The 21,724-nt window shown below is 51.4% G+C and carries 24 protein-coding genes; 5 read left to right on the top strand and 19 right to left on the bottom strand.

Annotated features, from left to right (window positions below; all coding sequences use genetic code 11):
* Positions 1–310 precede the first annotated feature (310 nt).
* Entirely contained in the window at positions 311–1,456 is a 1,146-nt protein-coding gene (locus tag GCU39_RS28025; protein WP_152396485.1) for a Fe-Mn family superoxide dismutase, read from the top strand.
* 68 nt (positions 1,457–1,524) lie between these two features.
* Here the strand turns inward: GCU39_RS28025 and GCU39_RS28020 are convergent, their stop codons facing one another.
* The 12 genes from GCU39_RS28020 to GCU39_RS27970 form a co-directional block, all read right to left on the bottom strand.
* Positions 1,525–2,322: a YqjF family protein gene (locus tag GCU39_RS28020; protein WP_152396484.1), complete on the bottom strand. Its 798-nt coding sequence runs from the start codon at positions 2,320–2,322 to the stop codon at positions 1,525–1,527.
* 235 nt (positions 2,323–2,557) lie between these two features.
* Positions 2,558–2,716, bottom strand: a complete 159-nt coding sequence (locus tag GCU39_RS31680; RefSeq protein ID WP_193726660.1) for a hypothetical protein — start codon at positions 2,714–2,716, stop codon at positions 2,558–2,560.
* Positions 2,717–2,721: 5 nt separating this feature from the next.
* Entirely contained in the window at positions 2,722–3,018 is a 297-nt protein-coding gene (locus GCU39_RS28015) for a ferredoxin family protein (RefSeq protein WP_152396483.1), read from the bottom strand.
* Positions 3,015–4,310 carry an FAD-dependent oxidoreductase gene (locus GCU39_RS28010; RefSeq protein ID WP_152396482.1) on the bottom strand — a complete coding sequence of 432 codons (1,296 nt, stop codon included), beginning with the start codon at positions 4,308–4,310 and terminating at the stop codon, positions 3,015–3,017. The genes GCU39_RS28015 and GCU39_RS28010 overlap by 4 nt, the downstream gene beginning before the upstream one ends.
* Entirely contained in the window at positions 4,303–5,325 is a 1,023-nt protein-coding gene (locus GCU39_RS28005) for an electron transfer flavoprotein subunit alpha/FixB family protein (protein WP_152396481.1), read from the bottom strand. Before GCU39_RS28005 ends, GCU39_RS28010 begins: the two co-directional genes overlap by 8 nt.
* Positions 5,322–6,167 carry an electron transfer flavoprotein subunit beta/FixA family protein gene (locus GCU39_RS28000; RefSeq protein ID WP_152397468.1) on the bottom strand — a complete coding sequence of 282 codons (846 nt, stop codon included), beginning with the start codon at positions 6,165–6,167 and terminating at the stop codon, positions 5,322–5,324. The genes GCU39_RS28005 and GCU39_RS28000 overlap by 4 nt, the downstream gene beginning before the upstream one ends.
* A gap of 232 nt (positions 6,168–6,399) precedes the next feature.
* Positions 6,400–6,993 carry a GTP cyclohydrolase I FolE gene (gene folE, locus GCU39_RS27995; RefSeq protein WP_152396480.1) on the bottom strand — a complete coding sequence of 198 codons (594 nt, stop codon included), beginning with the start codon at positions 6,991–6,993 and terminating at the stop codon, positions 6,400–6,402.
* Between the two features lie 20 nt (positions 6,994–7,013).
* Positions 7,014–7,238, bottom strand: coding sequence for a YneF family protein (locus tag GCU39_RS27990; RefSeq protein ID WP_152396479.1), 225 nt, complete (start codon positions 7,236–7,238; stop codon positions 7,014–7,016).
* Between the two features lie 100 nt (positions 7,239–7,338).
* On the bottom strand, positions 7,339–9,045 hold the full coding sequence (gene queG, locus GCU39_RS27985; protein ID WP_193726659.1) for a tRNA epoxyqueuosine(34) reductase QueG: 1,707 nt from the start codon (positions 9,043–9,045) through the stop codon (positions 7,339–7,341).
* A 235-nt stretch (positions 9,046–9,280) separates the two neighbouring features.
* Positions 9,281–9,862 (bottom strand): signal peptidase I, encoded by a 582-nt coding sequence (lepB, locus tag GCU39_RS27980; RefSeq protein WP_152396477.1) that lies wholly within the window; start codon positions 9,860–9,862, stop codon positions 9,281–9,283.
* A 7-nt stretch (positions 9,863–9,869) separates the two neighbouring features.
* Entirely contained in the window at positions 9,870–10,427 is a 558-nt protein-coding gene (locus GCU39_RS27975; protein WP_152396476.1) for a DUF402 domain-containing protein, read from the bottom strand.
* 76 nt (positions 10,428–10,503) lie between these two features.
* Positions 10,504–10,926 carry a GNAT family N-acetyltransferase gene (locus GCU39_RS27970; protein ID WP_152396475.1) on the bottom strand — a complete coding sequence of 141 codons (423 nt, stop codon included), beginning with the start codon at positions 10,924–10,926 and terminating at the stop codon, positions 10,504–10,506.
* A 373-nt stretch (positions 10,927–11,299) separates the two neighbouring features.
* Here GCU39_RS27970 and GCU39_RS27965 point away from each other — a divergent pair, with 373 nt between their 5' ends.
* The gene (locus GCU39_RS27965; RefSeq protein WP_152396474.1) at positions 11,300–11,914 is read left to right on the top strand and encodes a superoxide dismutase; all 615 of its coding nucleotides are present in this window, start codon (positions 11,300–11,302) and stop codon (positions 11,912–11,914) included.
* A gap of 53 nt (positions 11,915–11,967) precedes the next feature.
* On the opposite strand, the gene mutY is transcribed toward GCU39_RS27965, so the two are convergent.
* Positions 11,968–13,095, bottom strand: a complete 1,128-nt coding sequence (gene mutY, locus GCU39_RS27960) for an A/G-specific adenine glycosylase (RefSeq protein ID WP_152396473.1) — start codon at positions 13,093–13,095, stop codon at positions 11,968–11,970.
* Between the two features lie 138 nt (positions 13,096–13,233).
* Between mutY and GCU39_RS27955 the strand changes: the two genes are divergently transcribed.
* Complete coding sequence (locus GCU39_RS27955) at positions 13,234–13,584, top strand: c-type cytochrome (RefSeq protein ID WP_227793362.1); 351 nt, start codon at positions 13,234–13,236, stop codon at positions 13,582–13,584.
* A 22-nt stretch (positions 13,585–13,606) separates the two neighbouring features.
* On the opposite strand, the gene acpS is transcribed toward GCU39_RS27955, so the two are convergent.
* Entirely contained in the window at positions 13,607–14,017 is a 411-nt protein-coding gene (acpS, locus tag GCU39_RS27950; RefSeq protein ID WP_152396471.1) for a holo-ACP synthase, read from the bottom strand.
* A gap of 253 nt (positions 14,018–14,270) precedes the next feature.
* Here acpS and bioA point away from each other — a divergent pair, with 253 nt between their 5' ends.
* On the top strand, positions 14,271–15,641 hold the full coding sequence (bioA, locus tag GCU39_RS27945) for an adenosylmethionine--8-amino-7-oxononanoate transaminase (RefSeq protein ID WP_152396470.1): 1,371 nt from the start codon (positions 14,271–14,273) through the stop codon (positions 15,639–15,641).
* Positions 15,642–15,687: 46 nt separating this feature from the next.
* Complete coding sequence (locus GCU39_RS27940) at positions 15,688–17,058, top strand: Na+/H+ antiporter NhaC family protein (protein WP_152396469.1); 1,371 nt, start codon at positions 15,688–15,690, stop codon at positions 17,056–17,058.
* A 40-nt stretch (positions 17,059–17,098) separates the two neighbouring features.
* Here GCU39_RS27940 and GCU39_RS27935 read toward each other — a convergent pair whose 3' ends face one another.
* The 5 genes from GCU39_RS27935 to GCU39_RS27915 form a co-directional block, all read right to left on the bottom strand.
* On the bottom strand, positions 17,099–18,625 hold the full coding sequence (locus GCU39_RS27935) for an MDR family MFS transporter (protein WP_152396468.1): 1,527 nt from the start codon (positions 18,623–18,625) through the stop codon (positions 17,099–17,101).
* Positions 18,626–18,659: 34 nt separating this feature from the next.
* The gene (locus GCU39_RS27930; protein WP_152396467.1) at positions 18,660–19,184 is read right to left on the bottom strand and encodes a PadR family transcriptional regulator; all 525 of its coding nucleotides are present in this window, start codon (positions 19,182–19,184) and stop codon (positions 18,660–18,662) included.
* A gap of 166 nt (positions 19,185–19,350) precedes the next feature.
* Positions 19,351–20,160, bottom strand: a complete 810-nt coding sequence (gene nadE / locus GCU39_RS27925; RefSeq protein ID WP_152396466.1) for an NAD(+) synthase — start codon at positions 20,158–20,160, stop codon at positions 19,351–19,353.
* A gap of 104 nt (positions 20,161–20,264) precedes the next feature.
* Positions 20,265–20,699, bottom strand: a complete 435-nt coding sequence (locus GCU39_RS27920; RefSeq protein ID WP_152396465.1) for a BrxA/BrxB family bacilliredoxin — start codon at positions 20,697–20,699, stop codon at positions 20,265–20,267.
* Positions 20,700–20,995: 296 nt separating this feature from the next.
* Positions 20,996–21,697 (bottom strand): hypothetical protein, encoded by a 702-nt coding sequence (locus GCU39_RS27915; protein WP_152396464.1) that lies wholly within the window; start codon positions 21,695–21,697, stop codon positions 20,996–20,998.
* Between the last annotated feature and the right edge of the window lie 27 nt (positions 21,698–21,724).

Raw genomic sequence — 21,724 nt, 5'->3', positions numbered from 1 at the left:
CACCTAGAATATCTTGAATAGAGATGTTCTAGGAGGTTGTTCAAAAAGTCATCATTGGATCACGAAATCATCCAAGATAGCATAATCGGCATCGAATCTTGCGTTCACCTTTGAATAGCGTATGCTTACGGAGTATGTTTCCTTTGGAAACATTTCAGGTACTCTTTTAGGTTTCGCCTAAACTCCGTTCCTCCTACAAGTTTTTCGAAGAAAAACTCGCTACGGAAGCATGGCTTCAGGTTCTCGCAACCTTCTCGGTGCTGAAAATGCCGACTTTTTGAACACGCACTTTAAGGGAGGTGCTTATGACATGCTGTTTGTATATGGTACGCTTATGCCCGCACGCGTACTCGAAGAAATCCTGCAATGGAAACGACAAGAAAAAGAGAACATGGCCTTCATTCCTTCCGTGCTTCCAGCACTTGAGCCGCAATATATTGCTTGGCTGAACGAATGGGAACGGCTCGTTCATCGAACCATTCACTACACACAATTCTATATCCATCCCTTCCGCCATACCGATCGGCCTTTCGCCCCTGAACTGCAAGAGCAAGTCGATCATCTATTGAACGCGTCCCTTGCCCACTCGCTGGCGTGGGTCACCCAGCTCCGAGAAGTGATGGCCGCAAGTCCTGCGATTCAGCGCAATATTCCAGCTCAGCAGACCCTGCGCCGGATCATTGAGCAATCCGAGTCTTTCATCCAAACGGCGCAACCGATGGTTCATCCAGGAATCGCTGCCCCCTCATACCTAGAGCAATCTTCCTTCGATCCCGAGGACTATCGGATCAAGACATGGTCTGACATGCTCTCCCCAAAGCAGCATGAACCCGTTCCTATCGGTGGTCATCAACTGCCTCCTCTCTCCTACCCTTATGACGCACTGGAGCCTTATATCGATGAGACAACCATGCGAATCCATCATGATAAGCATCATCAGGCGTATGTCACAGGTCTGAATGCCGCGGAACTCGCTCTCGCCAATGCAAGAGAAGACGGGAACTACGACCTCATTAAATATTGGGCAGGCGAATTAGCCTTTAATGGGGCTGGACATGATCTACATACCCTTTTCTGGGACATCATGAATCCGGAAGGCGGCGGGAAGCCTGAAGGCGACTTAGCGGAGCAGATTATACAGGATTATGGCAGTTTTGATCAATTCAAGGCCCAATTCAGTGCTGCAGCCGAGAAGGTTGAAGGCGGCGGCTGGGCGATTCTCGTCTGGAGCCCTCGCAGCGGCCGTACACAGATTCTGCAAGCGGAGAAGCACCAGAACTTGTCACAGTGGGATAACATCCCCCTCCTCCCGCTTGATGTCTGGGAGCATGCGTATTATTTGACGTACCAGAACAACCGTCGCAAGTACATCGATAACTGGTGGAACGTCGTCTATTGGCCTGCCGTAGCAGCTCGCTACAAGCAAGCTAGACAATTAAGATGGCAGCCGTGGTGAACGGCATGACGAGAACCCGTGCAGCATGCAGCCGCGCGGGTTCTGTTCGTTCATCCGAACATTCAGTCTTAAGCTCTCACAGGCCGCTGCCACCAAACATACGCTTGCAGCTTGTCCGTATACGTCGCGAGATGCGGTGAAGATGGCAGTAGAATTCCATCGGGTTGAAGCAGCGAGTTCTGTTCCATGGTTACCTTTACGGTCTGAACGGACCATGGCGGGTGCTGAATGTCTGTAATGAGCAGCTTGCTGCTCGCTGTGTCCTGTGCTTGAAGCGGATCGGGACGTAAGGCATCACTATATTGACAGTATCGCTCGGTAAGCCACTTCGTTAATGGATTGGCGTTCGCAGGAAACGAACTCGAGTCCAGCATCGTATGGAATTGCAGCGTCGTGCGGTCCGAAAATCGACAATCGACATGTTGGACCGATGGATGCCTTGAAGGGTGCATCTCTGAATGCATGGGATCTATCTGAAGGTCCACGTGCACGAACGGTAAATGCATGACGGTCGAGGCGCCGAACACCGCAAGCCGGCTCGTGGCGCCAATACGCAAAAAATAGACGCCGGGTTTGCCTTCGCAGGAACGGACATAGGTTCGAAGGTTGATCTGATTGAAATCCAGCATACTCGGGATCGGCGGCATGAACCGCATTCGAAGATGATGCACCCGAAGCACGACGACGCTAAGCCATGCTTGCTCTTGATAAGTATCTAATTCAAGCCCACGCGGGATGAACGGGGACAATACACCCGGCTCCATCGCATAATGAATGAAGGTTAGATCACGCCATTGCTGCGACATTATCCACGGCGCTGCCGGCAATGGCCAAGGACGTGTAGGATTCATCTCTGATAATTGCATGCTTGAATCGATTCCTCCAATGTGGAAAGGGATGTAAATTTATAGCAAATCTAATACAATAGTATGGCGTAGAATTGCTATACGCATCCCAAAGAGAGGAATAATATTCGATGAAAAAGAAACGAATCTCGTTATTATCCATCAGCATCTGCCTGCTCGGAGATAACCAAGAACATGACAGTTAGAGCTGACCACGAGGTCAGCTCTTTGTGTTCACCGTATTATTCGTTATCCCCTACATCGTCTTCGGATCTTCTTTACGCAAGAGCTCTATCTTCTCCCAGCTTGCGAAGAAATCCTCCCAAATCACCTGACATCGATCTTCATCGATCCCCATCACAATCCCTACTGTCCCGTCCGTCACGAATACAACACGATCCCCGACCCGGAACATGGCGCTCACCCTAACCGGAAGATGATCCCGTGACCACCTTTAGGGTACTCCCATTTGATATTCTCATGTGGGCATCCGATCCGGCAGCTGCCGCATTCATGACAACCTTCATAGCCAACGTGCATCCGAATCTCTTCCCACTTATACACTTCCGCAGGGCAGAAGATCGTACAAATTTTATCCGGACATTTCGTTGCGCACGTATCGTAATCCAGCACATGCAGGTGTGAATTGGTGTCGGCCTTGAATCGGATCAAATATTGCTTCTCTTCAATCGATTGCCCTTTCGTTCCATTACTCATTTCATCACCCTCCAAGCTTGAAACAAGTCACGAGCAATTTTGAATTTATCCGATGCAGTACCGATGCCTTGCCAGATCTTCCGCTGCTTCTCCCGCTTCGAGGTTCCATCGACGGTAAACATCTGGCTCGCCGCACGATTGATCATCGGGATATATTGTTCAAAATAATGCGGGTATTTCTCGAAATGATGCGTCGCATCCTTGTATTTCTTCAGATCCTCGCCAACAAAGGACTCCATTAGTCGCTGACGATAAATATCCAGCGATTTCTCGGAGAAATCGCCTGTCGACCGCGCTTCGATAATCGTCTCAGCTGCAATCACCCCCGAGGTCATGGCCATGTTAGACCCTTCCCGATGGATCGCATTGACCATCTGCGCCGCATCACCCACGACAACGACGCCATCCCCGACGATTTTCGGCATGGATCGGTATCCGCCCTCTGGAATGAGATGTGCCAAGTACTCCTGCTGCTCCGTACCTTGAATGTAAGGACGTATCATCGGGTGCGTTTTCACGTATTCCAGCAGTTCGTAAGGCTTTAGCTTATGCTTGATAAGTCCGGAGAGCATCGTGCCGACACCGATATTGAGACTATCCTTGTTCGTGTAGAGCCATGCTGTACCGAGGATCCCCTTGGTCGAGTCGCCAAAAATCTCAATCGTACAGCCCTGATCACCTTCCAGATTGAAGCGGTCTTCGATAATCTTCTTATCGAGCTTCAGCACTTCCATCACGGCCAGCGCTACTTCATCGGGCTTGAATTCCTTATGGAACCCGAGGGACTTTGCGAGGAGCGAATTGACCCCATCTGCGAGGACGACAACATCCGCATAGATATCTCCCTCCGGCCGATCCGTCCGGACGCCGACAACTTTACCCTCCTTCACGATGCATTCAAGCGCTACCGTCTCATTAATGAGCAGCGCACCCTGCGCTACGGCTTGATCTGCGAACCATTGATCGAACTTGGCACGGAGCACCGTGAAGTTGTTGTAAGGCTCCTTGCCCCACTCCATTCCTTTGTAGCTGAACGTTGCGGCGGATTCCTTATCCAGCATCATAAACCGCTGCTCAACAATCGGCCGTTCGACAGGGGCTTCCTTATAGAAACCTGGGATGATATCCTCCATCATTTTCCGATAGAGCACACCGCCCATGACATTCTTCGATCCGGGATATTCCCCCCTCTCCAAGAGTAAAACGCTTACACCTTGCTTCGCTAAAGTATATGCACATGCGGTCCCCGCTGGACCGGCGCCGACGACGATTACATCAAATTTCTCAGCCATGTTCCACCTCTTCTCGCAGCGCTTGATCGAAAGCTTCCGTTAGCATCGGCACAATCTCGAAAGCATCCCCTACGATGCCATAATGGCAAGCTCCGAAAATAGCAGCGTTCGGATCCTTGTTTATCGCGATAATTAACCCGGAATTCTGCATCCCGACCAAATGTTGAATCGCTCCTGATATGCCGATCGCAAAATAAATTTTCGGCGTCACCGTGACCCCCGTCTGTCCCACTTGCCGTGCATGCTCAATCCACCCTGCCTCGACCGCATCCCGGCTGCCGCCCACCGAAGCGCCGATCCGCCTCGCGAACGCGTCGATCATCTCGAAGCCGGCCCGACCGCCTAGCCCTTTGCCGCCCGCGACGATAATATCCGCTTCATCAAGCCGAACCTTCTTCACCGCATGCCGGACGATATCTAGCACCTTCGTTCGAATATCCTCCTCCCGCAAATCTACAGGCTCCTCGATGATCTCTCCCGTCCGTCCGGGATCCCGATCCAGCGCCCTCACCACCTTCGGACGTACGGTCGCCATCTGCGGGCGGTCTTTCTTACACAGAATCGTCGCCATAATATTGCCGCCGAATGCTGGTCGGCTCGCCTCCAGCAGTCCCGTCTCGGCATCGACATCGAGCATCGTCGTATCGGCCGTGAGGCCCGTTGCGAGGTCTGTCGCTACCGCGCTTGCCAAGTCCTTGCCTGTCGACGTTGCGCCATAGAGGAAAATTTCCGGCTTATACTTCTCCACGCAAGCAATAACCGCCCTCATATACGATTCGGTTCGGTAGTAATGGAAGATCGGCGCATCATACACATAGACCGTCTCCGCTCCATAAGCAACCGCCTCGGACGCCAGCGCCTTCACCCCATCGCCAATCAAAATCCCGGATAAAGGAACACCGCGTTTGTCCGCAAGTCGCCTTCCCGCGCCGAGCAATTCAAGGGAGACCGGGACAATCGCTCCTTCTTTATGTTCAAGAAACACCCATATGCCACGATAATCTTCAATATTCATTGCACGCCTCCTTCCGCTGTGGCGCTCGATTTATGGAACAATTCCTTCTTTTGCATCAGGATGCCGATAAGTCCATTCACCTGTTCCTCACTGCTTCCTTGCAGCATCTCGCCGCCCTTCGGTTTCTCTGGCGGCCATACCTTGGCGACGATCGTCGGCGAGCCTTTCAGCCCGAGCTTGGTCCGATCCACGATCCCCAAATCTTCAACGGACCAGATCACGGGTTGATACCGTGCGGCACGCATCATATTCGGTAAAGTCGAATACGGAATGTCGTTGATTTCCTTCTCCACCGATAACAGACAAGGCAATGTCGTCTGAATGACCTCATACCCGTCCTCCAGCTTCCGATGGACGATCGCTTGACCTGCAACACGATCGATTTCCACGACCTTATTCACGCTCGTTAACGGCGGGATATCCAAGCGTCGCGCAATCCCGGGGCCAACCTGTCCGGTATCCCCATCAATTGTCATTTTACCGCAAATAATCAGGTCAATCGGCTGCAGGGTACCGATCTTCTCGATCGCCTTGGTCAGCGAGTAGCTGGTTGCCAAGGTATCTGCCCCGGCGAAGGCACGATCTGTAATGAGATACCCCTCGTCTGCCCCAATCTCAATGCATTTGCGAATCGCTTTGACCGCCGGCGGCGGCCCCATCGTCACGACAGATACTTTCCCGCCATACCTCGCCTTTAGGCGGACGGCTTCCTCCACCGCGTGCGCATCATAGGGATTGAGAATCGCAGGCGCACTTGCCCGATCCATGGTGTTGGTCTTCGGGTTCATTTTGATAATTTTCGTGTCAGGTACTTGTTTGACACAAGCAACAATGTGCAGCATTTGCAGCCACTCCTTTTCACGATGCATCGTCACAACTCTTCTTATCACTTTATTGCTCATCCAGCGGTTCTATACCGCTCAAGACGAAAAACCGTCAGGAAGTTCACCCGACGGTCATATGAAGCGATGTTATCATCGCGCATCAGATTCTAACGCGACATGCCTTAAACACAAAAAACGCCCGCAAAGCCTCTATGTAAGAGCTTTACGAGCGATTTCTCGAAGATCATCCCTATGATTTGATTAACGATAAAAATTCGTTGCGCAGTGTTGAGCTGCGACGGAAGCTCCCGCGGACACCGGACGTTACCGTCTTGCTGCCTGGCTTCTTCACGCCTCTCGCGCACATGCACAAATGCTCGCCTTCCACGACAACCATGACGCCGTGCGGCTTAAGCACTTCTTCCATAATATCAGCGATCTCGGATGTGATCCGCTCCTGCACCTGCAATCGACGCGTGATCGCCTCGACAAGACGTGCAAGCTTGCTGAGTCCTGCAATTTTCCCGCTTGGGATATAACCGATATGGATCTTCCCGAAGAAAGGCGCCATATGATGTTCACACTGACTGTAGTAGACGATATCTTTGACAATGACAAGCTCTTCATGCTGCTCATCGAATGTCACGCCGAGCACTTCACGCGGATCGACGGCATACCCTGCAAAAATCTCCTCATACATCCGAGCAACTCGAGCCGGCGTCTCCAGAAGCCCTTCCCGTTCGGCGTCCTCGCCGATCAATTTCAGGATCTGCTGCACATGGTATTCGATCTTCTCGCGGTTCTGCTCCACGTTCTCATTCACATAATCCTTAACTCCTGACAAGATGCACCCTACTTTCTAGCTTACTTAAATTTACGTCCGCCTTTGCCTTGCTGACCCTTCATCATTTGCTGCGCTTGCTGCATTTGCTTGTTATTCAAGTTATAGCCCATTTGCTTCGCCATCTTCTGAAGCATTTGCGGGTCGCTCTGCATCTTCGTCAATTGTCTGCGCAAGTAGAATACGCCGATAATAAACCCAAGAATCAGCCCCACGATTAGTGTCACAATTGGAATAACAACATTCATTCGATAATTCTCCTCATCTATTTAGTAACATCCCAAGGCCCGCTATAACCTCTGACAAGCCTTGATCAGATGCATGTTTGCACATATCATAGCATGTCCACTATGGACTGACAAACGGTAAATCTGTATTCTGCTGCTCCAGCGCGAGCAGGATCTGCTTCTTGTCCAATCCGCCGCCGTACCCGACCAGTTTGCCATTCATGCCAATCACCCTGTGGCAAGGCACAATGACCGATACCGGGTTCTTATTATTCGCGCCGCCCACCGCTCGAACGGCTGTCGGCTGGCCGATCCACTCAGCAATCTGCTTGTAGGACCACGTCTCACCATAAGGCACCTCGGTTAAGGCCTGCCACACTTGCAGTTGGAACGGTGTTCCCTGCATATCGAGCGGGAGATCGAACGACTTACGCTCCCCTGCAAAAAATTGTTGAAGCTGCATCACGATCTCCTTCATCGCAGCATGATTGCGAACAAGCTCCGGCTCTGCATACCACCGACTCGCCCAGGCCTGAATGGACGTTTCTTGCTCTTCAAATGCGCCGAACTCGATGCGGCACAGTCCTTGCATCGAACGAACTAACGTGAGCGGACCGATCGGCGAATCCATCTCCGTATACAGTAATGGGGTCGTATGCATCCCAAGCTTAATTCTCGCTTCCTGAATCGCTGCAATCACATCGTGGTCCGCTTCGCGGTACAGCATATCTTCTAATACGTCCATCGATGCTTGTCCTCCGATCTTCCCAAGTGCCCAAGCTGCCGTCACGCGGAGCTCCGGTCTCGGATCTTCCTTCATTAACGCATGCAAATGCGGAACGGCTGTCACATCCTTGAAATTCCCGAGTGCGATGATCGCATTCCGCTGAATCGGCTTCTTCCCTCGCCAAGAGGAAGAATTCTCGCCGTACTTCGCCTTATACTCCTTGTTGCTCATCGAGAGCAACGGAATGAGCAACGGCTTCACAATCTCGGGGTCTGGCTGAATCTCCGGATGCTGCGTCCAGTTCTTGCCCCGATTCTCGGGACAGACGATCTGACAAGTATCGCAGCCATAGAGACGATTCCCGATCTTGGTCATAAACTCGTCGCTAAGCACACCCTTGGTCTGCGTAAGAAAAGAGATGCACCGCTGCGCGTTCAACTGTCCTGGTCCGACGAGCGCGTTCGTCGGGCAAGCGTCAATGCATTTGGTGCATTCCCCGCACCCTTCCGTCACCGGCGTATCCGGCTCGAACGGGATGTTCGTAATCATCTCGCCGAGATAGATCCACGATCCATGCGTGGGCGAAATAATCGAGCAGTTCTTCGCGCTCCAGCCAATGCCGGCCCGTTCCGCGACGGCCCGGTCGGAGAGTGCTCCCGTATCGACCATGCTCTCCATTCGGGCTTCCGGTACGCGCTCGGCGATGAAGGTCTCAAGGCGCTTCAAGCGGTCCCGAAGGACATGGTGGTAATCCCGTCCCCAGGACGAGCGCGCCAATATCCCTCGATAGGCGCCAGGCTCCGACTTCGGCGGGTCCACCAACTTCGAAGGATAGGCCACAGCAATCGCGATAATCGACTTGGGCCGGTCGAACAATAAGGACGGCGTCGTACGCTTGTCCAAATCTTTCTCCTCAAAGCCCGATTCATGTCCTTTGGCGCGATGGGCAATCAGTCGATCCTTTAAGGTCGTGAACGGATCCGCCGATGCAAAACCGATGCTGTCGATGCCGAGGGAGGTGGCTGCTTCTTGGATGTCTGACTTGAGCTGTGCCCAGCGCTGCGCGCTGCCCGGCACATCGGTGTTGCTGGAATCCGTCACTTGTCTCACCTCTTTGTTTCTTTTATTAGAAGTTATATTCTTCATTTTTTCACATGAATGATGGGATTAAAATTTCGCTTTCAGAACCGAGAAGGTTGGATGAAACTAGAGATTGAGGAAACGGAGCGTAGGCAAAACCTACGTGAGTACCGGAAATCTCGGTTGAATTCAAGATTCGACGTCGAATTAGCCCTCAGTCTTGCTTCGTTATCAAAGTGAGATTTTAATCCTTCCTCTAAAGCCATCGGAAGTTGTGGGGGGGCCATAGGATAAAGTCCGCCCTCCCAATAATCGTATCCCGCTTCACGGGCCCGAACCGCCGGCTATCCTTGCTCTTCTCATGATGCCGGTTATCCCCCAACACGAAATATTCGTCCTTCTCTAGAAACACATGCACGGGTTTATCATCTTCTATCCAAATATCCGTATAGCGCTCCGATTGTTCAACGCCGTTCACGAGCAGCTTGCGTTCACGGATTTCCACCTCATCCCCAGGGACCGCAACGATGCGCTTCACGAGGAACTGCCTGCCCACATCCGGTGAAGGATCTTCTAGAATGACGACTTCCCCGCGCTTCGGATTCGCGAAGGCGTATACAATTTTATCAACGAATAACCGATCCTGATCATGAAGCGTGGGCTGCATCGATTCCCCTTTCACCTTCGACAAATTGAATACATACGTCTGCAGCAGCACCACGAGCACAGCCGCGATGATCAAGGCATTGAACCAATCCCTGACCATCAGCTTCCATCTGCTCTTCATCTCGGCCTGCTCTTTTGGCGGCTCATTTCCCGTCGGTAACGAGTTATCCATAGGCAATTTACTCCTTGGCGAAATGTTGTCTCCATGCATTGTAATACGACACTACGAGACCATCTTGAAAAGGAGCCTTCTTATTCTGGATGCGGTCGAGCAGCTGTGAAAGGCCCATGGCCACTTTCTGATCCACAATCTCAGGGTAGTGATAACTTGCCTTATGTCGCTCATATTCATCACGGTCTACAATATCTATATGCCCGCTTGCGTAAAGTACAACATCCAAATCGTAATCGATATACGTCACGACATCTTCAGCCAAATAAGGCGGCGATGCGATATTGCAATAATAGCGCACACCCGTCTCTTCAATTAAGGCGACAATGTTATACCACGCGCCCGGGATAAAAAAAGAAACCGCGGGAACTTTGCTCATCCACTGTTTACCGTCGGCTTCCATAATAGGCGTCTGACAATTGATGAGTACCACCATGCCTTCACGCTGGTGTTCAGGATCAAGAACCTCTTGGGGTACAAGCCAATTCTGAAGCCACTGCCGATGTAAATGTCCGTTATGTTTGAAACTTTTGATCAATGTGGGGGTGTACGTTAAATTGTTCATAGTAATAGAAAAGCATATCTTTCCACCATTTGCAATGGCGTCGAAAGATATGCCCCATAAAGGATGATTCCTGTAATTAACCCGTTACAATACGAAGTTTCTGAAATGCTTGAAGAACATTCGTTGCGTCAAACCCCATCGATGCGAACAGCGGTAAAATCGGTTCATTATGCTCGTCGCCCGCGATGCAAATTTTAGACACGTTGCGTCCCTGGAATCGTTGCTGCATCGAAGTAATCAGCGATTTGCCGACACCTTGTCCACGATAAGCCGGATGAACGGCCAATCGGTAGTAACAGCCTTGATTGTTATCAATCGTTCCAATAATGGCGCCCTTGATTACATCGTCTTCTTGATAGATCAGTACAAGATCGCTATCCCAAGATAACTGCCTTGCAAAAGCCTCCATCGTCTGCTCGTAACATGAATCCGACAATGACTCTTCGAATAGCTGAGTCACACGCATATAATCCGACAACTGAAAGGAACGAACTTGCATACTTCAATCTCCTTTATATTCAACTGTACTGCCCCGGTGCTTCCTGAAAAAACATATTGTTATAATACAACAAAATTCGAGGAAAATCTTCTATTTTTAACACAAAATCAACAATTAACTTAATAATTCTCTCGTTTTCTCGTGAAAGCGCTTAAACTTAAGCGCTTTCAAATTATACCAAAAATCGCCCCATCCTCTAGAGCCCCAAGGGGTTCATCCCTCACCACACACACGCTTAGATGGAAACGAAAAAAAATGTCGGTGGAAGAAGTTCACAACTTCGATCCGACTTTACATACATAAATGTTGATTTATTATGTTAAATAGGTTTTAATAAAGAAGTGAACTACATATTACGGGAGGGTATTTAACGATGGCACATCAATTACCAGCACTACCTTATGCAAACAATGCTCTTGAGCCACACATCGACGAGACAACAATGATGATCCACCACGATCGTCACCATAACACGTATGTAACGAACTTGAACGCAGCACTGGAGTCCGCTCCTGAGCTTCAAAGCAAAAGCGTTGAAGATCTGATTGCAGACCTTAACAGCGTTCCTGAAGCAATCCGTACGGCTGTTCGCAACAACGGCGGCGGTCATGCGAACCACTCCTTGTTCTGGGAGACAATCGCACCAAACGCTGGCGGCGCTCCAACTGGCGCACTTGCTGATGCAATCAATAACGAGCTTGGCGGCTTCGACAAGTTCAAAGAAGATTTCGCAAAAGCAGCAACAACTCGTTTCGGCAGCGGCTGGGCATTCCTTGCCCTATCCAAAGAAGGCAACTTGAAAGTATACAGCTTGCCGAACCAAGACAGCCCGATCATGGACGGCGAAACTCCGCTTCTTGGTCTTGATGTATGGGAGCATGCTTACTACTTGAAATACCAAAACAAACGTCCTGACTACATCGCAGCATTCTGGAACGTTGTGAACTGGGAAGAAGTTGGCAAACGTTACGAAGCAGCGAAAAAATAAGCATGTAATGCAAAAAGCTCGACCTCTGCGCTAGCGCGAAGGTCGAGCTTTTTTTATTGGCGCAAGACGGATTGCTCCTTGAAGTAAGCGCGTAATATGCGAATGAACACGTTCGGAAAGGCTAACTCGTCCATATCTTTCTCTTCGATATATCGATAGGTTGTTGGCAGCGTGAATAAATCCGGCAACGTCGATGTACAGCGGTATACACGCAAATGCCAATGGATATGGCTGAAGATATGGTCCGCCTCCATGACGAAGTCATCCGGTACCATAGCGATTCCTTCCTCATGCATCGCGCCGCGCAGCATGTCCATCTGCACCGGATCATCAGCACATCCGAGGGCAGCTTGCTGCGGCGCGAGCACATGCGGCAGCTCCCACATCCGCGCGAGCAGTCCTTCCGCAGGGCGCTGTCGGACGATCACTTGGCCTGCATGCTCACCCGCTCCTTCGATGATCGCAACGGAACGATACTCCGGACGCGGAGGCTTCGCCTTCGTCTTCACCGGCAGCGATTCCTCCATACCGGCAATGCGTCCTGCGCAATGCGCCATGACCGGACATGTGAGACATTGCGGCGACTTCGGCGTACAGACAAGCGCCCCTAACTCCATCAAGGCTTGGTTGAAATTCGACGCCTCCCCTTCCGGGATCAGCTCGATGACCAGCCCTTCCATGAAGGCGCGTGTACTCCCTTTCATAATATCCTCTTCAATAAGGAAATAACGCGACAACACCCGCATCACGTTGCCATCGACCGCTGGTTCAGGTTGATTGTAGGCGATGCTAAGCACAGCTCCCGCGGTATAGGGACCTACACCTTTCAGTCCGGAGATGTCTTTCTTCGTGTCAGGGACGATTCCCCCATACTGCTCCTTCACTTCACGCGCGGCAGATTGCAGATTACGCGCCCGAGAATAATAGCCGAGCCCTTCCCAGCTCTTCAAGACGTCTTCTTCCGGGGCATCGGCCAACGCTTCAATCGTCGGGAACCGATCGATGAACCGATGGAAATAAGGGATAACGGTATCGACGCGGGTCTGCTGGAGCATAATCTCGGAGACCCAAATATAATAAGGGTTGCGATGGCGGCGCCATGGCAGATCTCTTTTGTACAAGCTATACCATGCGAGCAGCTCGCGGCTAAAATAATGTTTGGCTTCTATGGATGATTGCATAATAATCCGTAAATCTCCTTTTATAACAAGGTACTTGCATTTAGAATGAACAAGTGGTGTCATTTTCCTCAGCAGTCTTGTAGGGGGAACCCTACTCGCCTATACTGAGGGTATGATCTATACATGGAGGGAAAAGCTGTGAAAGTACATAAGTTACGCACGATCGGCGCTGCCCTGATGCTCGGCACGGCACTGCTCGTCCTCTCCGCATGCGGCTCAAGCGGCGGCTCGGCGAAGACTGAAGCGACCGTGGAAGGACCGGAAGCGACCGTGACGCTGTTCAAGCAAAAATGTATGAGCTGCCATGCCGCAGACCTATCCGGCCGGATGGGCCCTGACACCAACTTAACGAAGGTTGGCGCGAAGATGACGAAGGAAGAGATCGTCACCCAAATTGCAGAGGGCAGCAATAAAATGCCTGCGTTCAAAAAAATGCTCGAGCAGCAAGAAATTGAGCAATTGGCAGACTGGTTATCGACCAAAAAATAAGGCGATGACGGCGGGCAGGCGCTCAAGCGTATGCTTGGGTGTCCTCCCGATACTCAACAATCGCCATGGCTGAGGCTAACGACCGTTGATGGGTAATGCTAACATGGATCGTATACTCCTGCTTGTCCATCACGAGTCTCTTCCATGCCTCCATCGATAGGGTACAGCCCGGCTTCCCATGGTCATCCGGTAAAATCTCGATATCCGTAAACCCGACTTTCTCCCCAATCCCGCAGCCAAGCGCTTTGACGACGGCTTCCTTCGCCGCGAACCGGCCTGCCACGAACTCAACGATCCGTCCTCCGCGATCTGATGCCAGATTACGCTCCGCATCCGTAAGCACTTTATGCAAGAAACGATCCCATGAGGACCGCTCACGCATGTCCGCAATCCGTTCAATTTCCAGAATATCGTGACCCATTCCAACGATCATGCTGATCCTCCTTGATTTCTAATACAGCATCATGACTTGCGTCTCATTATATCAGAATGCGCAAGGGATGCCTATTTGCAACATGAACCAACAAGGCGATACGGCCCATCCGCAAAAAAGACGAGTCTATTGGAATATATCGAAGTCCCCTCCTTGATGGTTGACCCCACAAGCTTGCCAAGATCGGGGCAGAGGATTAAGCTGAAACATGAACTCATCATTCGTTCTGCAAAGGTTAGGAGGTTATACCAACATGGATTTACAACATAAACAAGAACTGCTCGCGAAAGACCGCGCCTACGTCTGGCATCCCTTCACGCAAATGAAGGATTATGCCGAGCAGGATCATCTATTAATTACGCGAGCACAAGGGATCGAACTCTTCGATGCCGAAGGAAAATCATACTACGACACGGTGTCCTCCTGGTGGTGCAATGTACATGGGCACGGCAACCCACGGATCAAAGCAGCCATCCAGCGTCAGCTCGACCAATTCGACCACATCATGTTCAGTGGTCTGACGCATCAGCCCGGCATCGAACTCGCCGAGAAGCTGGTACATATTACGCCGGAAGGACTCAGCAAAGTGTTTTACTCCGACAACGGCTCGACAGCGGTGGAAGTCGCGATCAAGATGTCCTTCCAATATTGGCAGCAGATCGGACGCAAAGCGAAGACGGGCTTCGTCTTCATGGAGAACAGCTATCACGGCGATACGATCGGTGCCGTGAGCGTAGGCGGCGTCGATCTCTACCACGCGATGTTCAAGCCGCTACTCTTCGGCGCGCATCGCGTCCCTTCCCCGGACGTACGCGTGCTCGGCAGCGGACGGACCCCTGAGCGCGAAGCCGCCCTCGTGGCGGACGCGCTGGAAGCCGTGCGCGCGCTGTTCCAGGAGCGCGCGGACACACTAGCAGGAATCATCGTGGAACCGATGATTCAAGCGGCAGGCGGCATGGTGATCTACCCCGCCGCCTATCTTGCCGGACTGCGCGAGCTATGCGCGCAGTACGATGTCCACCTCATTGCCGATGAGGTGGCCACAGGGTTTGGGCGAACCGGCACGATGTTCGCCTGCGAGCACGCGGGCATTAGCCCCGACATCCTGTGCGTCAGCAAAGGATTGACGGCGGGCATCATGCCCCTCGCGGCGACGCTCTGCCGCGAAGAGGTCTATGCGGCGTTCTATGATGATTACGCCACGCAGAAGACATTCTTCCACGGCCACAGCTTCACGGGGAACCCTGTCGCTTGTGCCGTCGCCTTGGAGAGCCTTCGCTTATTCGAAGAAGAAGGCGTGCTCGAGCAGTCTCATCGCGCAGCGGCTGAGCTGTCATTGCAGCTGCGCACGTTCGAATCATTGCCACAGGTGGCCGATGTGCGTCAGATCGGTATGATCGCTGCAATGGACCTCTACCAAGATGCGGCAAGCCGAACGCCTTTTGCGTCTGAGACGCGCATCGGCAATCAGATCTATCAAGCCGGACTTGATGAGGGCTTAATCCTGCGTCCGCTCGGCGATACGATCTATTACTGGCTGCCACTCAGCACGACGCCGGAGCAAGTGGCGGAGATTACCGAACGAACCATACGCGTATTCAGACGCGTATTCGCTAACATGTAACGTTTCGTTACCGAACTGACCTAACAAGAGAGTGAGGAACCGATCCATGATCCGTCCGCTTCAGCTGGGCATCATGATTAGCTTGACTATTGCCGGGCTATTGCTCGCCTATTTCTACCATATACCGCTCGCATTCGGCTTCTTGCTCGGCCTCGGATCACTCATTTTCTTTACGACCCGGGCCGGCACATCTTGGAGCACGCTCGGACGGAGCATTAAGTCGGGCATCCTGCATACCAAAGAGGTCGTCTGGATTCTCCTCTTGGGCAGCCTGATCATTCCGGCATGGACGGAGAGCGGTACCATCCCGTACCTGATTGAGCAGGGGCTGCAGCTGATCGACCCCACGTACCTGGTCACGCTCTCCTTCCTCTTCTGTGCCGTCATCTCCATGATTCTTGGCACCTCGACCGGCACCTTGAGCGCGATTGGTATTCCTCTCATCGGGATGGGGGCAGTGCTGCACATTCCGCTCCCGCTGCTTGCCGGGGCGCTCGTCTCCGGCGTCTTCGTCGGAGATCGAACCTCGCCGTTCTCCAGCGCGCATCAACTGCTCGCGAGTTCAACCGGCACGACGGTACGCAAGCAATATCCGAAGCTGATGCCAACGACGATCGCCGCCGTACTCTGCGCGCTCGTCTTCTATGGCATCTCGGATTTGCGCGGGAACTGGAATGCTCAGCATATGACGATGCCTACGACGAATTTCAGCGCCCATTTTGAATTGTCGCCTTGGCTCTTGATCCCTGTGATCGTCCTACTGGGTGCGAATGCATTCCGTCTTAAGACGAAGTACGCGTTCCTCTTGTCCATCGCCGCAAGTATCATCATCGGCACCTGGCTGCAGCAGATCTCGCTCACAGAATGGCTTCATACGCTATGGCGCGGGTATCAATTCGAGGAACTCCCTTCTCTCCATACCAAAGGGATGCTACAGATGCTCGATCTAGTCCTGCTCATCGCACTCGCAGGGGCTTACAACGGCATTCTGGAAGAGACGGGAACACTGCAGCCTTATATGGAGAAAATCCTTGGCACGTCTTCATCCATGGCCGCAGGCACTGTCCGAGCCGGATTGTTCGGCATCATCTTGAGCCTGCTCTCCTGTACACAGACATTGCCGATCATGATGACCGGGCGGAATCTCCTCCCGCTCTGGGAGCGGCGTTTCGCGCGCGAGCATCTGTCCCGCGTCATCGCGGATACGGCTCTAGTCGCAGCCGCGATGGTCCCTTGGAATCTGCTCGCCGTGTTGTGCGGGACGATTATCGGCATTCCGATCGCATCCTATGTTCCCTATGCGATTTTCCTATGGAGCCTACCGTTCCTGACCGTCATCACATCGATGGTCATCGACCTCACGCAGAAGAAGCGGATTTCCGCGACACGCCAGAACGAGAACGAGCTATCCCAATAAGGATAGCTCGTTCTTTTTTACCTCCAATAACATAACAACCTTACTCCGCACGCACACCTGCCTCGCCCTGCCGATTCGGCGCTTGGAACTTACTGTTGCCGATACTCAGTGCAACCACCACACCAATCACCGCCACACTTAAGCTGAGAATAAAACCTTGATTGATCGCAGATCCCATCGAATCGCGCAAGAATCCGACAATGGCCGCTGGAATTTTATCGGTCGCATGCATTAATAGTTCTGGATTCGCCAGCTTATCAATCTGCCCCGTTGGAATATGATTCTGGGCTGCGCCTTGCTCAATGAATCCTTTGAGCTGATGGTTGACGATCACGGCCATCACTGATGCGCCCATGACACCTCCGATATTACGCCAGAAGCCGACGATGGATGAGCTGACACCCATATAACGCGGATCGACACTGCTCGCCATCGCATTCTGCCCAATGCTCATCATAGGGCCAATCGCCCCGAACCCGAGCAGTATCATAATGAGGATCATCTCCAAATCACCAATCTGACGTGAAGCCATAATCAGCAGGATCGATGTCGCAACCCCGAATAACATGGATATCGTCATTAATGTCCGATACTTGAACTTCATCATGAGCATCCCGCTTACGATCGTCCCACAGATCATCGAAGCCATCATCGGTGTTAAGACGCTGTTCGTATTCGTATGATTGAGCACGGCCACAGAGAAGATCGGCAGATAGGTTATCGCTCCGAACATCATGACCCCTTGGCAAAAGCTGAGGATACTCGTACCGAGCACGACCCGATTACGGAAAATTTCAAGCGGAAGGACGGGTTCCTCCGCACGCTTCTCCACTTGGATGAACGAGATTAACCCAATCAGCCCGACAGCGAACAAGCCGAGGATTTGCCACGAGCTCCATGCATAGTCCTTGCCGCCCCATTCCATCGCGAGCATAACCGACAGACACGTCATGACGAGCAGTATCGTCCCGACATAATCGACTTTCGGCTTACGTTCAGAACGCGTCTCCTTCAGCGCGAACAATAAGACGAGGAACGAAGCAATCCCGATCGGCAAATTCACGTAGAAACACCACCGCCAGCCCCAATGCTCCGTGATGAATGTGCCTAGCTGGGGTCCGGCAACAGAGGAAAGACCGAAGATCCCTGCCATAATGCCGCTTAATTTCGCGCCGTCTTTCGGATCCTTAAAAATTGTGAATATGATCGTAAAGCTAATCGGAAAGATAGCCCCTGCGCCAATCCCTTGAATCGCACGGAACCAAATCAACTGATCCATACTCTGTGCAACACCGCATAAAGCTGAGCCTAAGATAAATAATCCGATCCCAATGAGATAGAACCGCTTCCGTCCGAATAGGTCCGACATCTTCCCAAGGACTAACATCGTGCTCGTCGTCGCTAACATATACGCCGTAAATACCCAGGACAGCTGGCTGAAGCCGCCGAAATCATCGAGAATTTTGGCAATGCTCGCCGATACGATCGTGTTGTCGAGTGAAGACATTAACAGTCCCAACGCCATCGCCAGAATAATGAGACCTCTTTTTTGTTTGGAAAAATCCATCGACTCTCCCACTCCTCTTTTTCTTTTTCTTTTTCTACGCCTCTAACGCCTGAATTTCCCGAAGCCCTTTCTTCAGGAATTGTATCGCGTGGGCTAGTGACTCCATCCCATACTCCGCGCATAACCGCTTCGTCGGGCTGCATAGCTGTGCGAACTCCTGATATCCGCTGCTAAGCTGCTGATACTGTTGTTCCTTCTTCACGATCTCGCGCTCGAACCACCCCACCACGACGTCCTTGCCGACGAATTCGCCAAAGAACATGCGCATTAATAAATCAGATCGGAAGCTCTCTGGCTCGATCTCGCTATGCATATACTGCATGAACATTTCATGCCCTTGCGCTGTAATCGCATAGACATTCTTGTTCGGCTTCCCTTCCTGTACGACACTTTCCTTCGTGATCAATCCATTCTTCTCCATCCGGCTGAGCGTAGGGTAAATGGTTCCGTAACTTGCATCATAGAAATAAGAAAACACACTTTGGAATACTTGCTTCATATCATATCCTGACATCGGGCCTTTGAGCAGCATCCCAAGAATAACGTCCTGACTGTTCATCACTGTTCCTCCGCTTACATCATCTGTCATTAATTTCCTATCGCCGAAATTAATATATCATTTCGATATATATCAAGTCAATATATAATGCGACAATCTGAGCAAAATGGACGCACAAAAAAACCACCGACCTCTTGGTCGATGGTTTCTCATCCTTCAATTTCAATTATATTCCCGGAATCGCAGAACGCTTATGCTCCGTTTTCAGGTACTGCTTCTCCAGCTTCTCGCGCGCTGCTTGTGGGATATCTTTGCCCTCGAGATAATCGCTGTTCTCGTCATAAGTGATCCCTAATTCGCCTTCATCCGTCTGTCCTTCCCATAATCCTGCGGTCGGCGCTTTATCTAATACGCTCTTCGGCACGCCGATATGCGCTGCCAGTTGACGAACCTGGCGTTTGTTAAGCGTACTGAGCGGCGTAATATCTACGGCCCCATCGCCCCACTTCGTGTAGAAGCCTGTAATTGCTTCCGAAGCATGGTCGGTTCCGACAACAAGCAGATTGAGATCAAAAGCAAGCGCATATTGCACGACCATCCGTGTCCGTGCTTTGACATTACCTTTGCCCGGGATACTGATATGACGATGAATGCTAAGCGACTTGAAGGCATGCTCCGTCTCCAGCGCGATCTCGTTCACCGCATCCTCAATGTTCGTCTCCACCGTATGCTTCAGCTGGAACGCCTGCGCCACTTCGTAGCTGTGATTGATATCCTCTTGCGTACCATAAGGCTGATAGACACCAAGGGTCATATAATCGCGCCCTGTCTCTTGGCTCAGTTCGTCCGTTGCTTGCTTGCACAGACCTGCAGCCACAGCACTATCAATTCCGCCGCTAATCGCAATCAGAAGACCCGTCACACCGGACTTCGTCACGTATTCCTTCAGAAAATCGACCCGCTTCCGAACTTCTTCCTCGACGTCGATCGATGGCTTAACGCCTAGCCGTTCAATAATTTCCTGCTGCAAACTCATTAGGGACACCGCCTTATTCATTGTTATGCATTGCTTATGTACTTCACGAACGATATGAAAATATGAAAATCCCCGCCGTTCACGAGTAACGACGGGGAAGCATTTTATTTGCAGTAACGATCAAATGCTGCCGTCAATTCAGCCGCAATGTCATCTGCACTACGGTTCTCAATGCTATGACGCTCAACGAAATGAACCAACTCGCCATCCTTCAAGATCGCGATCGAAGGGGATGAAGGAGGATATGGCAATAAGTACTCACGCGCTTTGGCAGTCGCTTCTTTCTCTTGCCCTGCGAATACGGTATACAAATGATCCGGTGTGACATCATGTTGTAAAGCCTTAGCAACACCTGGTCTGCATTGGCCTGCTGCGCAGCCACATACGGAGTTAATCACGAGAAGTGTTGTACCTTTTGCCGTTGGCAGCTTCTCCTCAACAGCCTCTGGCGTTAATAATTCTTCAATCCCAACCCGCGTAAGATCATCACGCATCGGTTGAACCATATCTTTCATATATCGATCAAAAGACATTGACATTTGCTTTCACTCCTTACGAATTCTTAGCAACAAACTTATTATCGCTACCCTTTATTATACATTCATAAAGAATGAAAGCAAGGGAAAACCCTTGCTTCACAAGGCCGATCGCATCTCTTGGCGCACCTATCAAATTTCTAGGTCGCTGGACGATTCGGACTGTCCACGTCTGTTTTTCTATCCATTCCATCTTGGGAAGGTTTATATGGACCTGCATTCCGATTTTTAGCTTTATCTTTATCTTTTGCCACGAAATTGTCCTCCTTTCCTTGAGCTCCCTCCTATTATGTTCCGCATCAGGATGGATTATCCGGCTGAGTTCGCCGCTTCAAGTTCAGGAGCCACATGCCGATCAGGGCTACGCCGACCCAACCGCACTGCGCTCTGGTTAAGCCAATCCAGGGGACGATTTTCCCGAACTGCCCACCTAGGTGCGGCTCCACAATGGACAGTGCCATACCGCCGATCCCCAGCCCCACTAGAAATACAGCGAGGTGATTCCCTTCACGCAATCCGCTCTGCCAGAACAGCAGCAAGATCAAGAGTCCAAGCGGCAGCAGAAGGCGCGCTGCAAGCAGGAGCGAGGGATCCCAGATCCACTGCATCGCATACATTACAATTCCCATCACCGCGATACCGTAGGGCAGAACATTCGTGAGGACGCGCAAAGACAATACGCCTCGACTCATCCCACGATAGGTCAATACCAGCATACAGAAGCCCCCGAGAATCCAACCTCCTGTAGATCCGCCGGTCATGAACAGGACGATCCGAGGATTACGCAGCAGCATTCCTGGGTCGTCCACTAAGAACCCGAATTTATAGCATAAGACGATAATCATAAGATAGGTTGCAAATTGGTCAAACCATATCCGAACCTTCTCCCCGTCCAGGTAGAGCCTCCACAGCATGGCTGCAACCCCCGCCGCGATCGACACGGCATTGAACAACATTGTCTGCGTTAGAATAAAGGGACCTAGGGACCATGCATAATTCATCTTCGATGTTTTCCCCCAATCTCTTGT

Source organism: Paenibacillus guangzhouensis (genome assembly GCF_009363075.1).
Lineage (GTDB): Bacteria > Bacillota > Bacilli > Paenibacillales > Paenibacillaceae > Paenibacillus_K > Paenibacillus_K guangzhouensis.
This window is presented reverse-complemented; position numbering and strand designations above follow the sequence as displayed.